The organism is Flavobacterium bizetiae, assembly GCF_902804475.1.
Lineage (GTDB): Bacteria > Bacteroidota > Bacteroidia > Flavobacteriales > Flavobacteriaceae > Flavobacterium > Flavobacterium bizetiae.
In genome coordinates, this window is the sequence record NZ_CADCSU010000073.1 from 38020 (window position 1) to 55557 (window position 17538).

The following is a 17538-nucleotide window of genomic DNA, read 5'->3' on the forward strand; positions in this document are numbered from 1 at the left end:
TGGTTATCCAACCAAATTAATGATTTTTCCAGGAACAATAATTACTTTATTTGGCGTTTTGCCATCTAATTGTTTTAATGTTCTTTCGTCTTTCATGATGATTTCTTCGATTTGTTCTTTGGTTAAATCCAAAGGCAATTCGATTGTGAAACGCATTTTTCCGTTGAAAGAAACTGGATATTCTTTATTCGTTTCTACTAAATGTTTAGCTTCAAAAACCGGGAACGAAACTTCAGAAATAGAAGTTGAGTGTCCTAATTGCGACCATAATTCTTCAGCAATATGCGGTGCGTAAGGCGAAACCAAAATTGCTAACGGCTCTAAGATTGCTCTTGAATGACAATTTTGAGTCGACAATTCGTTTACACAAATCATAAACTGAGAAACTGAAGTGTTGAAAGAGAAACTCTCGATATCTTCGGCTACTTTTTTGATTGTTTTGTGTAATGATTTTAAGTTGTCTTTTGTCGGTTCGTCATTGTTTACAATTAAACCGTTATTTTCGTCAAAATACAATCTCCATAATTTTTTCAAGAAACCAAATACTCCAGAAATTCCTGCGGTATTCCAAGGTTTAGCTTGTTCTAACGGTCCTAAAAACATTTCGTACAAACGCAATGTATCTGCTCCGTATTCGTTACAAATATCATCCGGAGTAACTACGTTATAGTATGATTTCGACATTTTTTCGACTTCACGACCTACAATGTATTTTCCGTTTTCGTCAAAAATAAATTCTGCTGTATTAAAATCTTCTCTCCAGGCTTTGAATTTTTCGATATTTAATTCATCTGAAGAATTTACAAAATGAACATCAACGCGAATTGGCTGTACATTTTGACCTTCAATTTTATTTTTAGATACAAAAGTGTTTGTTCCTTCTAATCTATAAACATAAGCCGTTGTACCCAAAATCATTCCCTGATTGATCAGTTTTTTGAATGGTTCTTCGGTTGGAGCAAAACCTTTGTCTTTTAAGAATTTGTTCCAGAAACGAGAATATAATAAGTGTCCGGTTGCGTGTTCGCTTCCTCCAATGTATAAATCTACACTTTCCCAATACGCCAAAGCTTCTTTGCTTGCTAATTCAGTTTCGTTATGCGCATCCATATAACGCATCCAATACCATGAACTTCCAGCCCAACCTGGCATAGTGTTCAATTCTAACGGAAAAATAGTTACATGATCTACTAAATCTGTATTGACAACTTTATTATTTTTTGTGTCCCAAGCCCAAACTGTTGCGTTTCCTAAAGGAGGCAAACCATCTTCGGTTGGTAAATATTTCTCTACTTCAGGCAAGATAATTGGCAAATGCTGCGCATCGATCATCTTTGGCAAACCATTTACATAATATACCGGGAAAGGCTCTCCCCAATAACGCTGACGAGAGAAAACGGCATCACGCAAACGGTAATTTGTTTTTCCGGTTCCTTGTCCTATTTTCTCTAATTCGGCAATCGCTTTTTGAGTTGCTGTTTTATAATTTAATCCGTTTAAGAAATCAGAATTTGCGATTTCGATATTGTCTTTTGATCCGTAAGCTGCTTGAGAAATATCAACATTAGCGAAGATATTCTTGATTTCCGGCATTCCACTTTGACCTTTAAAGAAATTAGTAAAAGCATAATCTCTTTCATCTCCGCAAGGAACCGCCATTACAGCACCAGTTCCGTAACCTGCAAGAACATAATCTCCAATCCAAACCGGAATTGGTTCTTTTGTAAAAGGATGTTCTGCATAAGCTCCGGTAAATACTCCTGAAATTGTTTTTACATCGGCCATACGCTCACGCTCTGAACGTTTTGCTGTTTTTTCGATATATTCTTCAACTGCCGTTTTTTGTTCCGGAGTTGTAATTTCAGCAACTAAAGGATGTTCTGGCGCTAAAGTCATAAAAGTAACTCCAAAAATAGTATCAGGTCTTGTTGTAAAAACTTCGATTACTTCTTTATGATCTTTTACATTAAAAGTCACTAAGGCTCCAACCGATTTTCCGATCCAGTTTCTTTGAGATTCTTTGATAGATTCGCTCCAGTCGATATCATTTAAACCTTGAAGCAAACGTTCTGCATAAGCCGAAATTCGCATGCTCCATTGTGTCATTTTTTTACGAATAACAGGATATCCTCCACGCTCAGAAACTCCGTTTACGATTTCGTCATTCGCCAAAACAGTTCCTAAACCAGGACACCAGTTCACTTCGGTTTCAGCCAAATACGTCATTCTGTATTGCAAAAGGATTTTTTCTTTCTGATCGTCTGAATACGATTTCCACTCTGCTGCGGTAAAAATCGCAACATTATCATCGCAAACTGCTTCGACCAAAACATTTCCTTCTTCTTCAAAAACTTTTACAAGTTCTGAAATCTCAAAAGCTTTGCCTTGTTTTTTGCAATACCACGAATTGAATAATTGGATAAAAATCCATTGTGTATGCTTATAATAATCAGGATTTGATGTACGTACTTCACGACTCCAGTCAAACGAAAATCCAATTTTATCTAATTGTTTTCTGTATCCTGCAATTTGTTTTCCTTCTTTATCTACTCCACCGTCAATATTTACACGCGTTGTATCTTCCGGACGTTGTCCTGTTTGTATCGCATATTGTTCTGCCGGTAATCCGAAACTGTCGTAACCCATTGGATGCAAAACATTGAAACCCTGATGTCTTTTGAAACGAGAATAAACATCTGAAGCGATGTAACCCAGCGGGTGCCCAACGTGTAATCCTGCTCCTGACGGATAAGGAAACATGTCCAGAACATAATGCTTTGGTTTTTCAGAATTATTTTTTGCAGCAAAAGTTTGGTTTTCTGCCCAATACTTTTGCCATTTTTCTTCGATTTCGTTTGGATTGTATTTCATTCCTTGTTTATATTTTTATTTTAATGGAGTCATGCTTTCGCTTACTCAAGTCATTTCTAAGGTTCAAAGGTTCAGAGTGACAAAGGTTCAAAGACTTTTTCACTAATTAATTATAAACCGCAAATTTACGTTTATTGTGGATTGTACCAAAGTAATTTTTTTAGATTAAAAAATGTGATAAAAATCATTCTTTAAATATCCATAAATAATCAAATTTGCACTCTACTATTTAAGAACGGAATTGGACTTTTTAAACACTTTTATTGTTTGAAGAATAATTTTACTAAAAATAGAGTATTTTTAAAGATGTTTTTTAATGTGTAAAAATGGAAAATAATAAAAAATATTCTATCGAAGTACGTCTTTGGATTGAAGAAGCTGACGGTCCTTTTTTAGGAATTGGAAAAATCTGGTTATTAGAAAATATTCGAAAAACCGGATCGATTACCAATGCTGCAAAAGAAATGAAAATGGCGTATCGCCAGGCGTGGCAATTGGTCGAAGAAATGAATCAGCGTGCCGAAAGTCCTTTGGTGGAAAAACTTCTTGGTGGAAAAGGTGGAGGCGGCGCAAAACTAACTGAAGCGGGTAAAAAAGCCATAACCGTTTTTTATGAAATCGAAAAACGAATTAAAGATTTTGCCCAAAAAGAAACTCAAAACCTAAAGTTTTAAAATCGTACCCTATTTTATAAAAAAATTAAGCCGAAAATATTCTTTTAAATCTATCAGTATTCATTTTTAAACACACTGAATAATAATTACAATCATGAAAATTCAACTTTATATTTTTCTGTTTTTTATAAGTTTTAACGGTTTTTCTCAGGTAGAAAAGTCGAAAACAACTAGGGATAGCATCAAAAAAGAAGAATTGAATGAAATTGTAATTACAGCTTCTCGCCGTTCCGAAAAAATAATGCGTTCTCCTATAAGTATCGAGCAGTTAAAATCGGCGGAAGCCAAAATAATGGGATCAGCAAGTATTTATGAAGCGCTTGAAAATGTAAAAGGTGTACAGATTATTACGCCAAGTTTAGGTTTTAAGGTTATCAATACAAGAGGTTTTGCCAACTCAACCAATGTACGTTTTGCACAATTAGTAGACGGAATAGACAATCAGGCTCCACATTTGGGTGCGCCAATTGCCAATGCATTAGGCGCCAATGATCTTGACATTGATAAAATAGAAATTATTCCGGGAACGGCTGCTGCTTTATACGGAATGAACGCTATAAATGGTCTGGCAAATATTCAGACTAAAAATCCATTTGAATACCAGGGTGTCAGCATTCAGCAATTAACCGGCGTGAATCATGTTGGTAATATTGATCGGTTTTCACCGAAGTTGTATTCGCAGTTTAATATGAGATTTGCAAAAGCATTCAATGAAAAATTTGCTTTCAAAATTAACGCTTCTACTACTGGCGGAACAGATTGGGTTGCAGATGATCGAACTGATTTGGCACCCAACGCAAATGCTTCGACCAATTTATACGGCGCAAACAATCCGGCTTATGACGAAGTAAATGGTTACGGAAATGAATCGGCAAACAGAAAAACATTAAACCTGAATGGCAAAAATTATGTTGTTGCCAGAACAGGATATCGCGAAACAGACATTACCGATTATGATATTAAAAATTACAAGACGGATGTTGGTTTTTATTTCCGTCCGAAAAAAGACCACGAATTGGCGGTGACTTATAAAACAGCATTAATTAATACTATTTATCAACGTTCGAACCGTTTTAGATTGGATAATTATACTTTAAACCAAATTGCTTTAGATTACCATACGCCTGTTTTTCAGGTAAAAGGATATGCTACTTTCGAGAATACCGGAAATTCATACAATCTTCGTTCTCTTGCCGAAAACATGGATCGCGCTTATAAATCAGATGATAAATGGTTTGCAGATTATTCGACTGCTTATAAAAATGCCATCACAAATGGAGCTGCAGTTGCCGATGCGCATAAAATAGCCCGAACATCTTCTGACCAGGGTCGTTTTGAGCCGGGAACAGCAGCATATAATGAAAAAAAAGAGGAATTAATCAATATAAACAATTGGGATTATGGTGCTGCACTTCGCGTAAAATCGACTTTGGTTCATGCCGAAGGTTTATTCAATTGGGATAAAGCTTTCTCTGCTTTTTTCGGAAAAATAGACGCAAAATTATTGAGCGGTTTCGATTACAGAAATTATATTATTGTACCTGACGGAAACTATTTCATCAATCCGGTAAATCCTTCTGAAAATTTAACGTACCAAAAAACGGGTGCTTTTACTCAATTGAAGAAAGATTTTTTAGATCGAAAAATAAATCTTGGCGCCACCATAAGAATGGACAAAGCCGATTATTTCAATACAAAATTTACGCCTCAATTTACAGCCGTTTATGCTCCTAAAAACGAAATCAGTTTTAGAGCTTCTTATCAAAATGGCTATCGTTTCCCAAGTATTTTTGAAGGCTTTTCGAACGTAAATAGTGGCGGTGTAAAACGTGTAGGTGGATTGCGAATCATGTCTGATGGCATTTTTGAGAATTCATATACCAAAGCTTCAATTGATAAATTTCAATCGCAGGTCAATAATGATGTAAATACGCTTGGAATTACTCAGGCGCAAGCTATTGAAAAGAACAAAAACACGATTCAGAAAAACCCTTATACTTACTTGCAGCCTGAATTTGTTAATTCTTTCGAATTTGGTTTTAGAGGAATTGCCCTGAAACAAAATCTTTTTATAGATGCTGATTTCTATTACAACTCGTATAAAAATTTCATTGCACAAGTCGAAGCAAGTATCCCAAATACTAAAGATCCTAATCAGATTCCGACCGCATTATATTCTAAAAATTCACAAAACAGATATCGTTTATGGACCAATTCTAAAAGCAAAATCTACAATTATGGAGGAAGTTTAGGTCTAAAATACCGTTTTGATCCAACTTTCACCGCTTTAACGAATGTGACTTATACCAAACTCGACAGAACAGATGATAAAGATGGTCTCGAGGACGGCTTCAATACTCCTGAATTCAACATCAACGGAACTTTAATCGCAAACAATATTTGGAAAAATCTTGGTGCAAGTGCAACAGCCCGATATCAAAACAATTTTGATTATGTTTCTTTTCTAGTCAGCGGAACCGTTCCTGCTTATTGGTCGATGGACGCACAGATCAACTACAATTTCAAAAAAACAGGTATTACTACGAAACTTGGCGGAACCAACATTTTAAACAAACCTTATAATTCTATCTTGGGAGGTCCGTCAATTGGCGGATTGTATTATTTATCATTGGTTTGGGAAATGAAGTAATTTGAAATAGGGAACTTAACTATTGACATTCACCGCAAAGAGCGCAAAGTTTTTTAAATTTTGAAGGTTTTGTAAAAACACAAAGTTCGCAAAGCTGGATGTTAATTAACTTTGTGTGAGTCTTTGTATAATCTGTAGTAAATTTTTCTAAGTTCTATTTTCCCCAAAGCTTTGCGAACTTTGCCTTTTTCAACATAATCTAAACACAATCTGTTATAAAGACTTTGCGCACTTTGCGGTAAAATCAAATTTTAAGATCAACAATTGCAAAGCTTGAGAACTAAGCTTTTTATTTTCTTTACGACTTTGCGTCTTTGCGAGATTAAAAAATAAAGCTTTGCGGCTAAATAAACTTTTTATTCAACATCTAATTGTACATTTATGGTACGAAAGTCAAAACTTTGATCGTTATTAACTTCAAATAAAGAAATTCTTTATTATTTTTACCACATAATTTAAGCAAACTATGAGTTCTAACTTTGATAAATTTCAAAAGCGCAGGTTAATTTCCTCTTATTTTTCGGTTGTACTAAGTGTATTCTTGGTTTTATTCCTTTTGGGAGTACTAGGATTATTCATTATCAATTCTAAAAAATTGGCCAATGATTTTAAAGAAAAAATTGCAATGACAGTTTTCTTTAAAAATGAAGCTAATGATAGTGTGATAAAAGCATTTGACACTGAATTGAAAAGAGCTCCTTTCGCAAGATCTTATGTTTATGTTACTAAAGACAAAGCAGCAAAAGAACACACCGATATTATTGGAGAAGATTTCCTGACCTTTTTAGGAGAAAATCCTTTATTGAATTCATACGACATTCACTTAAAAGCAGATTATGTTGAGAGAGACAGCATCGTGCAAATCGAAAGTAAATTGCGTAAAAACACCATGATCGAAGATATCGTTTACGACAAACAATTGGTAAATCTGGTAAACGACAACATCAAAAAAGTAAGTATGTGGATTTTGATTATTAGCGGTTTCCTTGCCATAATCGCTGTTTTATTAATCAACAGTTCATTACGTTTATCGATACATTCTAATAGATTCATCATTAAAACCATGCAAATGGTGGGTGCAACAAAATCGTTTATTCGTAAACCATTCGTAACACGTAGTGTAAAATTAGGAATGTTAGGCGCAGGATTGGCGATCATAGCCTTGATTGGTCTTTTATTTTATGTAGAAACTAATTTTCCTGGTTTAGGTATTTTAGAAGATAAAGTCTTAATTGGTTTGGTATTATTAGCCGTTTTTGGACTTGGAGTTTTAATTACCTGGGTAAGTACACATTTTGCAACACAACGTTTCCTGAACTTAAGAACAGACGATCTTTATTAAAAAAGTATTCAGTCTCAGCTTTTAGTTTACAGTAAAAAAGATAATTCATATAAATAGAGGATTGCTTCGTGCCTCGCAATGATAAGATGAAAAACAATAACAATACAGAACAACAGCCACAAAAACAAGAATTTCTTTTTGATGGTATTAACTACAAAATTCTATTAATCGGAATTGGGGTTATCGCTTTAGGCTTTATTTTAATGTCTGGCGGAGGAAGTAAAGATCCTAATATTTTTAATGAAGATGTTTTTAATTTCAGACGTATTCGTTTGGCTCCAACTACTGTTTTAATTGGTTTTGGAATCACGATTTATTCTATTTTCAAAAAATCTAAATAGACTTTCTTTAGACTGCTTAGACAACTTAGATCTTTAAGATTATTAGATTAATCTCTTTAAAAAAGTCTGACATCTAAGAAGTCTAATAATCTAACAATTTAAATTAAATGAATACTTTACAAGCTATTGTTCTTGCCATAATTGAAGGAATTACAGAATTTTTACCTGTATCTTCAACTGGCCACATGATTATTGCCTCTTCTTTTTTTGGTATTGCCCACGAAGATTTCACTAAACTTTTTACCATTGTTATTCAACTTGGTGCAATCCTTTCTGTAGTAGTTTTATACTTTAAACGTTTCTTTCAAACACTTGATTTTTACTTTAAGCTTTTGGTTGCTTTTATTCCGGCCGTAGTTTTAGGATTATTATTAAGTGATTTTATTGATGGTTTATTAGAAAATCCGGTTACTGTAGCCGTTTCACTTTTGATAGGAGGATTAATTTTATTGAAAGTTGACGAATGGTTCAACAATCCAAATACTGCTGAAACTTCGCAGGAAATCACCTATTTACAAGCTTTTAAAATCGGAATGTTTCAATGTCTGGCCATGATCCCGGGAGTTTCACGAAGTGGAGCCAGTATTGTTGGAGGTATGTCTCAAAAATTATCCAGAACAACGGCTGCTGAATTCTCTTTCTTTTTAGCTGTACCAACAATGTTGGGTGCAACTGCAAAAAAATGCTACGATTATTATAAAGCAGGATTCGAATTATCTCATGATCAGGTTAATCTATTAGTTATTGGTAATATTGTTGCATTTATTGTGGCACTTTTAGCGATTAAAACTTTTATTGGCTTTTTGACTAAAAATGGATTTAAAGTTTTTGGTTATTACAGAATAATCGCCGGAATCGTATTATTATTGATTCACTTTTTCATTCATCCCCTTACCATAATATAATGACGCCTGAAGATTATTTAAACGGACAAGTTTTATTGATAGACAAACCTTTAAAATGGAGTTCGTTTCAAGCTGTCAATAAATTAAAATATCTATTGATTAATAAAGTTGGACTTCCTAAAAAGTTCAAAATTGGCCACGCCGGAACATTAGATCCTTTGGCGAGTGGATTATTATTAATTTGTACAGGAAAATTCACTAAAAGAATTACCGAATTACAAGGTCAGGCAAAAGAATACACAGGAACTTTTTTTATTGGAGCCACTACTCCATCGTATGATCTCGAAACCGAAATCGATGCAACTTTTCCAACTTCGCATATCGACGAGGCTTTGATACATGAAACCGTAAAACAATTTCTAGGTGAAATTGATCAAAAGCCACCTATTTTTTCGGCTATTAAAAAAGATGGTGTTCGTTTATACGAACATGCACGTGCAGGAGAAACCATAGAAATTGCAAGCAGAAAAACTACTATTCACGAATTCGAAATTACAAGAATCGCATTGCCTGAAGTAGATTTTAGAATTGTTTGCAGCAAAGGAACTTATATTAGATCTATAGCTTATGATTTTGGAAAAGCGATGAATTCCGGATCGCATTTGACTGTTTTACGCCGAACTAAAATTGGCGATTATGACGTAAAGAATGCCATTGATGTTACTTTATTTGAGGAAAGCCTTAATTTAGAATAAAACAGAAAGCACATTACAATTAAAAAATAGTAATGTGCCAACTCCTAAAATAATTCTATTTCATAAGGTGTCTTTTTTTGGAGTTAATAATTACATACATTTTTTCCTCCAAACAATACACCTGAAACAAAATCATAAAATCTTTCGAATAACTTTTTCATAATAGTGCATTTTAATTGTTAAACATTAAATAAACACCAATAAAAAGAGTAAATCAGAAAATAAATAATAGAAGTGGGATCATGTGACTAAGTTAAACAATTTTTAAATTAAAAAAAATATTTTATTGTATTTTTAAAATCTATTAAATTCAATTACAACACATTAACAAATAACATCCCAATTTTAGTATCTTAATTAAATAAAATTATAAACGATTATATTTAATGTCTTCTATAATTTGCATGAGTTCTTCCTGAACCGAAACACCTTTATCTGCCAGGTACCATAATTGCAAATCTGTTTTTATTTTTTCATCAATAACGCCAACTTCTTTTTTATAATTTGCCATTAATTCAGAAGCACCTTTTGGTCTTGGTCCCCAATCGGCACGAACTATTCCGGCTTCTTTACATATAATAATAACTTTTGGAATTGCTCTTCCGCCATTCGTAAGATATTGATTCATTAATTCTTCATTTTCATCACGCAACACAATTCTAAGATCGATTTTTTTATGTGATGCCAAAGCCATCTTATTCAAAATTGGAAGAATTTGCGCAGCATCACCACACCAGCCTTCAGAAATTACGAGCCAAATATATCTATGATCCAGATTTTGTAATTTTAAAATAATTTCATCTGTTAATTTTATCGTTTTATCTAATCGATTCATTCTCGCATCGTTCAGCTTACTATAATTGGTTAAACTTTCAGATTGTTCGCTACCGGTTGATTTTCCGTCGACTAATAAATCAGCAATCAATTTGCGATATTCAGGATAAGTATGACTTTTAAATAATGCCTTAGCGATAATATTTTTCATATTTGTTTATTTTTTGAATTGCATAAAATTACAAATTTCAAGAAGACCCAAAGAATGACTTTTATCACATTCAAAAAAATCCTGAAAATTCCGTATAAATTTAAAAATAAAAGAACGATTAATTTTTTTAAAACATTATTTTTAAAAATAAGAATATGTCTATATTTGCACAAATTAACGCAACAACACATGAAATATAAAAGAATTCTTCTAAAACTAAGCGGCGAAGCCTTAATGGGTGATTTACAATACGGAATTGACCCTAAAAGATTAGCCGAATATGCTGAAGAAATTAAGCAAATTCACAGTAAAGGAGTAGAAATTGCTATTGTTATTGGAGGAGGAAATATTTTTAGAGGCGTTGCAGGTGCAAGTGCTGGTATGGATAGAGTACAAGGCGATTATATGGGAATGCTTGCTACAGTTATAAACGGTATGGCATTACAAGGCGCTCTTGAAGACAGAGGAATGAAAACCCGTTTGCAAACTGCCTTAAAAATGGAGTCTATTGCAGAACCTTATATTAAAAGAAGAGCAGATCGTCACCTTGAAAAAGGAAGAATTGTAATTTTTGGAGCCGGAACCGGAAATCCTTATTTTACAACTGATACTGCAGCCGTTTTAAGAGGAATTGAAATTAATGCAGATGTGATCTTAAAAGGAACCCGTGTTGATGGTGTTTACGATTCTGATCCTGAAAAAAATGCATCAGCAGTAAAATTCGATATGATTTCGTTTGATGACGTTCTTAAAAAAGGATTAAATGTAATGGACACAACAGCTTTTACATTAAGTCAGGAAAACAAATTGCCAATCGTTGTTTTTGATATGAACAAAATTGGAAATTTATTAAAAATCTGTGAAGGCGAAAACATAGGAACAGTAGTTAACGTATAAGCTACTTCGATTGTTCAATTTTTAGAATATCAGATTTCTAAATTTTGACAATCGTACAATATTAAAAAAATAAAAAACTATATTAGTTAGTAAATTAGATGCCGGTATTTTTAAAAATCTAAAAATCGAATCGTCTAAAAATCTAAAAATCTAAAAGAAATGACTGAAGAAATAGAATTTATATTAGATAGTACTGAAGAATCAATGAATGGTTCGATTGCGCATTTAGAGAAAGAATTTCTTAACATTCGTGCAGGAAAAGCTTCTCCAGCAATGCTAGGAAGTGTTTTCGTAGATTATTACGGATCAGCAGCGCCACTTTCGCAAGTGTCGAAAATTAGTGTTCCGGATGCAAGAACGATTACTTTACAGCCGTTTGAAAAAAACATGCTACAAGCGATCGAAAAAGCAATTATGGTAGCCAACATTGGTTTTAACCCAATGAATAATGGAGACGTAATTATCATTAGCGTTCCGCCTTTGACAGAAGAGCGTCGTAGAGATTTAGCAAAACAAGCAAAATCTGAAGCTGAAGATGCCAAAATTGGTGTACGTAATGTGCGTAAAGATGCTAATACTGATATTAAAAAATTAGAAAAAGAAGGAACTTCTGAAGACATTTGTAAATCTGCAGAAGAGCAAGTTCAGAATCTGACAAACACTTATATCAAGAAAATCGACGAATTATTGGCAGCAAAAGAAGCCGAAATCATGAAGGTTTAATGATATTATCACAAAATAAAAATCCGTTTAGTTAAATTGTACTAGACGGATTTTTTTTATTGTTATTTTTGCATACCAAAATTACGTTTTATCCGTTTTGAAACTATAATATTCTCTATGAAGCTATTTTGTTTATTGACTTTGTTTTTTACGCTTACTATTCAGGCGCAATTTCAAATAAACGGAATTGTAACGGACTCCAACAACAAACCTTTACCTTTTGCCACCATAACAACTTCTGACAACATTAATACAATTACTGATGTCGACGGAAAGTTCATTTTTACACCTTCGGCAAAAGCAACCACTTTCGCGGTTTCTTACATTGGTTTTCAAACCAAAATTATTGCGATTACAGAGAACAAAAAGTTTTATTTAATTCCGCTTTCTCAAAAAACAGATGATTTAAAAGAAGTTATTGTTTCTAATGAAAATCCGGCTTTAACCATTATAAGGAAAGTAATTGCAAACAAGAACAAAAACAATCCGCAAAAAAAGCTGAACAGTTTTGATTACAAAAGCTACAATAAACTGATCGTAACGGCCAATCCGGATTCTATCGATGGCAGAATCGATTCTACGGCCGCTTACAAAGATTTCGACAAAAAACGCATCAATATAGATTCATCTGATTATAAATTCAAAGAGATAATCAGCAAGCAGCATTTATTTCAAACCGAAAAAGTGTCGCAATATCAGTTTGGCAACAACAAACTAAAAGAAACCATTCTGGGTACAAAAATGGCTGGATTTAAAAATCCGATCTATGAAGTTATTGCCTTTAATTTGCAATCGATCTCTATTTACGATAATAAATACGAGCTTTTCGAAACCAAATACGAAAACCCAATTTCGAATAATGCTCCTGCAAATTACAATTATAAAATACTCGATACTGTCAATATCAAAGGCCGTGAAACCTACATGATTTATTTTAAAAACAAACAAAAAAGAAAATCATCAGGACTCGAAGGCGTATTGTATATCGATCAGGAAAATTTTGCCGTAGCCAAAGCCGTAATGCGCATAAAAGGTGTTCTTGACATTAGCGGTATTCATGAATTTGATTATGTACCCAACGAAAAAGTATGGTTTCAGAGCAATACTACTTTTAAAATCGTAAAAGGTAAAAACGACGATGATATAAAAATTCTGGGCGGAACGATTCAGTTTGACGGAGATGTCGAGGACAACTTTGAACCCCGAAAAAAATCAGCATCAGACTTTACTTATCTGCTTTCAGAAAGTAATAATTTCGACATACATTACAACACAAATACCCCAATAAAAGATCCGGCACTTTATATCGAAATTAAAGATGATGCCAGCAAAAAACCGGAAGCCTTCTGGAACGAGTATCGTAAAGAAACTCTGGACTTAAAAGGCCAAAGAACCTATCAACTGATCGATAGCCTTTCGATCAAGAAAAGAATCGAAAATCGTTTGGGTTTTGGCCGAAAAATAATCAATGGTTACGTTCCTATCGGACCAGTTGATCTTGATCTGAAAAAAATCATCAGTTACAATAACTACGAAGGCTTTCGATTAGGTCTTGGCGGAATCACAAATGATCGTTTTTCTAAGAATTTCAGAATCGAAGGATACTCTGCTTACGGAACAAAAGATGGTGAACTAAAATACAGTTTAGGAACCGGAGTTTTGCTTGACAAAAGCACCAATACATGGGTGAACGGATATTATACAGATGATGTTCGCGAAATTGCGAGTACCGTTTTTGCGGTAGACAAACGCGTTTTTAAAATCTATGATCCGCGACCAATCAACATTAGTACTTTCTACAAATATACCGCCTGGAAAGCCAATGTTCAGTCTAAAATTATCCCAAAAACCGAAGCTGTTTTCGAATTGGCAAGAACAAATGTCGAACCTCAATTTGATTATCTTTTTAATTACGGCGGAAAATTATATTCGAGTTACATCATGACAACCGCAATGGTTTCGATTGTCTGGGCACCATTTAGCAACTTTATGCAAACACCAACCGGAAGGAACGAATCAGAGAAAAGATTTCCCCGATTCACTTTTCAATACACGCAATCCCTGCCTGATGTTCTAGGAAACGATTTTACTTTTGGTAAAATAGATTTCAAAACCGAGTATGAAAAAAATTACCTGAACGGTCAAAAAACAAGCTTGCTTTTGCAAGGAGGTTATGCCATAGGCGATGTTCCGCTTACGCATTTGTACAACACGATGCCCAACAACCTGACCAAAGAAACCGTTATTCAGCGTATTACTTTTGCCGGCCGAAACAGTTTTGAAACCATGTATTTCAATGAGTTTTTCTCGAGTCAATATATCTTTTTTCAAATCAAACATGGTTTTGACCGAATCAGAATACTCAAAAAAGTTCGTCCGTCATTAGTATTAGTCACCAGAATGGCTTGGGGAAATATGGAAAACCCTCAACAACACGTTGGCCCAACCTACAAAACCCTAGACAAAGGTTTCTTCGAATCCGGAATTGAATTAAACAAAATCTACAAAGGTTTTGGCCTTGGAGGTTTCTACCGCTACGGACCAAATCAGTTATTGAAATTCGAAGACAATATTGCCGTTAAGATTTCGTATGTTCTGGATTTGGGGCTATAAATTAAAATTAAATTCCAATCTTTTTAAATTTCAAATTCCAATTATAGAAATAGCTTGTCATTCTGAGCGAGTCGAAGAATTAGGAGCTATTTCCTGCTATCCGTTCCAATCTTTTGCTCCTCCCGATAGCTATCGGGACGGAACAAAAGGATTTCCTCTACTATCAGGGCTAGGGCACTTGTTTTCATAATAAAAAATATAAATTCCAATTACACATATAGTATGTCATCTCGACGGAGGAGAGATCACACTTCAAACTCCGCACAGCATATCACCAATCTTTGTCGATCTACGAGTGTGATCTCTCCTTACGTCGAGATGACAAGATTGCCGCCAATCTTTACCGAGCCACTAGCAAAGATCCTTCCTTCGTCAGGATGACAAAAAATGAGAACAACACAACATAAAAAATCCGTATAAATCCGTGTTTTCGCGCAAGCGAATCCGTGTCATCCGCGTGCCATCTCACAATCAAAATCCTCAAAAAGCCAAAACAAAAAAAATCCCAAACCCCAATAAAAATTGGAATTTGGAATTTTCAAATTGTAATTTAAACCCTAATTATGGTTTCAAAATCAAAACCGAAGGCGTATTATTCAACCACGTACTTTGAGATTCGATTAGTTTTTTCCAGCTGTCTAAACTAATAATCATTAAATTCTGGTTTTCTAAAAACTCTTTTTTGATCGTTCTGTCGTGCATAATCATAATATGATTCGGAGCAATTTGCTCGATCGAACGAATCGTTTCCTGAATATCTCTGGTGTTTTTTACTTCACCACTCGCATCCAGAACCGTAATCTGAGAACCATTATTGTTGATTAATTTCTTCGCGTATTCAATCAGGAAAGAATCTTCTTTGGTAAAAATTGGCATAAAAACCTGATTTACTTCCTCTAATTCCTTATCGATAAAAATACCAACCGGCATTTTACTTTTTAAAATAATATGACGCGTTCTTTCATCAAAAGGAGAATTTTCGAACAAACCTTCTTTTCCTGTAAACTTATCGATCAAACGATCCGGATTTACGATTCGGGTCGTGAAACCAAGAATCTTTCCTAGCAAAGTTCCATCAAAAATGGATTGTCCCAAACCAACTAATAACAAATCATAATCACCTTGATTGGCCGTTTCTATAATATCAGTATCAATATCATTGGTTACTTTAAAAACGCTCACCATATTCTGATTCAAACGTTCTGATTCTTCAATAACCGGAACCAACATTTTACGTTCATGGTCTTTTACATCAAACGAATGTATTTCTGTACTTAATGATAAATGCATCGCGGTTACAATCGAATTATCACCTTGTTTCTTCACTAAGCTATTCGCGATTTTCAATAATTTCTTTCCTCTTTCCGGAGTTGCAAACGAAAGCAGAATCTTGTATTTACTTTTATTTCCAATTTCCTGCGGAACAGCTGTTACTTTATCTTTAAAAATAAAACCTATAAAATCCAGCGCCGGACCCGTCATAAAAGTCGTTACTAAAGCCATAATTACCATCATGGTAAAAATCTCTGTAGAAAGAACACCAAGATCATAACCAATATTTAAAACCACAAGTTCCATTAAACCACGAGTATTCATTAATGCTCCAATGGCTAAACTGTCTTTCCAGCTTTGTCCAACAAATTTCGCAGCAAAAGCACTTCCTAAAAATTTACCAGCTACAGCAACAGCTATAATCAATCCTGTAATTTTCCATAAAGCAGGATCATTTAATAAACCAATTTGTGTACGTAAACCTGTAAACACAAAGAATAATGGTAATAATACGATGATGGCAACATCTTCTACTTTTTCGATAAAAATATTTCTGAACTTATTATTTTCAGGCATGATTGCTCCAGCTAAGAAAGCACCAAACAAAGCGTGAATTCCGATTAACTCAGAAGCATAAGCAGAAAATAAAAGTGTAAGGAAGAAAATAGCAACAACAGGCTTATTCAGACTTTCGCGAGTTGAATTTAAATCTCCAACACGTTTCAGGAACGGACGTACTATTTTTAGCATGATAATAACATACAAAATAGCCAAACCAATTACGTATAAAGAACTTGTAAACGAACCTGCTTTTACAATCGCAATTACAACAGCCAAAATACACCAGGCCGTAATATCATCTGCGGCAGCGCAAGTGATGGCAATAGTACCCAATTTTGTTTTTTGCATGCCTCGCTCCTGCACGATTCTGGCCAATACCGGAAACGCTGTAATACTCATCGCAATACCCATAAACAAACCAAACGACGCAAACTCAACTCCAACCGGAGCAAAAGTATGGTAGATAAAATAAGCTAATGACAGACCCAGGGCAAAAGGGATAACAATACTTGCGTGACTTATTACTACAGCATCGTGTGCTTTATTTTTTAATACTTTCAAATCCAGTTCCATCCCGATAACGAACATGAAAAGAATCAAACCAATCTGACTTAAGAATTGTAAATTTCCTAAAGATTCTTTTGGAAATAACGCGGCTGAGAATTCAGGAAAATACATTCCGACCAAAGACGGCCCTAAAACAATACCTGCAATCATTTCGCCAATTACAGATGGCTGTCCTATTTTTCTAAAAACCCATCCAAACAAACGCGCTACTAAAATAATGGTAACGATCTGAGCCAATAAAATAGCGAGAGGATGTTGTAAATTTTCAACCATCGAATGCAGGAAGTCATTCCAATGATTGCTTTCTATTTGTTTATGTACGATTCCGCGCCCCACTTCGAGTGCAGCACCTTTTGAAATTACCCAATATATCAAGGCAGTGAATCCGCCAATAACAGTAACGTAAAATAAGGAGTTTTTAATGTTATTCATAACTCGTTTT

At 34.3% G+C, this 17538-nt stretch carries 12 protein-coding genes; 9 read left to right on the forward strand and 3 right to left on the reverse strand.

The genetic code is table 11. The features are described 5' to 3' along the window. Window positions 1-3 precede the first annotated feature (3 nt). Window positions 4-2871 carry a leucine--tRNA ligase gene (leuS, locus tag FLACOL7796_RS08345; protein WP_173970350.1) on the reverse strand — a complete coding sequence of 956 codons (2868 nt, stop codon included), beginning with the start codon at window positions 2869-2871 and terminating at the stop codon, window positions 4-6. A 326-nt stretch (window positions 2872-3197) separates the two neighbouring features. Here leuS and FLACOL7796_RS08350 point away from each other — a divergent pair, with 326 nt between their 5' ends. From FLACOL7796_RS08350 to truB, 6 genes are all read left to right on the forward strand, one after another. After that, complete coding sequence (locus FLACOL7796_RS08350; RefSeq protein WP_173970351.1) at window positions 3198-3545, forward strand: winged helix-turn-helix domain-containing protein; 348 nt, start codon at window positions 3198-3200, stop codon at window positions 3543-3545. 94 nt (window positions 3546-3639) lie between these two features. Next, entirely contained in the window at window positions 3640-6195 is a 2556-nt protein-coding gene (locus FLACOL7796_RS08355) for a TonB-dependent receptor (RefSeq protein ID WP_173970352.1), read from the forward strand. A 466-nt stretch (window positions 6196-6661) separates the two neighbouring features. Then, complete coding sequence (locus FLACOL7796_RS08360) at window positions 6662-7537, forward strand: cell division protein FtsX (protein WP_173970353.1); 876 nt, start codon at window positions 6662-6664, stop codon at window positions 7535-7537. Window positions 7538-7623: 86 nt separating this feature from the next. Then, window positions 7624-7878: a DUF3098 domain-containing protein gene (locus FLACOL7796_RS08365; RefSeq protein WP_173970354.1), complete on the forward strand. Its 255-nt coding sequence runs from the start codon at window positions 7624-7626 to the stop codon at window positions 7876-7878. 107 nt (window positions 7879-7985) lie between these two features. Further along, on the forward strand, window positions 7986-8783 hold the full coding sequence (locus FLACOL7796_RS08370; protein WP_173970355.1) for an undecaprenyl-diphosphate phosphatase: 798 nt from the start codon (window positions 7986-7988) through the stop codon (window positions 8781-8783). Further along, a complete protein-coding gene (gene truB / locus FLACOL7796_RS08375) occupies window positions 8783-9478 on the forward strand; it encodes a tRNA pseudouridine(55) synthase TruB (protein WP_173970356.1) in 696 nt (231 codons plus the stop codon). Before FLACOL7796_RS08370 ends, truB begins: the two co-directional genes overlap by 1 nt. 367 nt (window positions 9479-9845) lie before the next feature. Here the strand turns inward: truB and FLACOL7796_RS08380 are convergent, their stop codons facing one another. Then, window positions 9846-10463 (reverse strand): thioredoxin family protein, encoded by a 618-nt coding sequence (locus FLACOL7796_RS08380; RefSeq protein ID WP_173970357.1) that lies wholly within the window; start codon window positions 10461-10463, stop codon window positions 9846-9848. A gap of 189 nt (window positions 10464-10652) precedes the next feature. On the opposite strand from FLACOL7796_RS08380, the gene pyrH reads away from it, so the two are divergent. From pyrH to FLACOL7796_RS08395, 3 genes are all read left to right on the forward strand, one after another. After that, complete coding sequence (gene pyrH / locus FLACOL7796_RS08385) at window positions 10653-11360, forward strand: UMP kinase (RefSeq protein ID WP_173970358.1); 708 nt, start codon at window positions 10653-10655, stop codon at window positions 11358-11360. 159 nt (window positions 11361-11519) lie between these two features. Beyond that, window positions 11520-12083 carry a ribosome recycling factor gene (gene frr, locus FLACOL7796_RS08390; RefSeq protein ID WP_173970359.1) on the forward strand — a complete coding sequence of 188 codons (564 nt, stop codon included), beginning with the start codon at window positions 11520-11522 and terminating at the stop codon, window positions 12081-12083. 117 nt (window positions 12084-12200) lie between these two features. Further along, window positions 12201-14696, forward strand: coding sequence for a DUF5686 family protein (locus tag FLACOL7796_RS08395; protein WP_173970360.1), 2496 nt, complete (start codon window positions 12201-12203; stop codon window positions 14694-14696). 561 nt (window positions 14697-15257) lie between these two features. On the opposite strand, the gene FLACOL7796_RS08400 is transcribed toward FLACOL7796_RS08395, so the two are convergent. Continuing rightward, window positions 15258-17528: a cation:proton antiporter gene (locus FLACOL7796_RS08400; protein WP_173970361.1), complete on the reverse strand. Its 2271-nt coding sequence runs from the start codon at window positions 17526-17528 to the stop codon at window positions 15258-15260. Window positions 17529-17538: the final 10 nt, after the last annotated feature.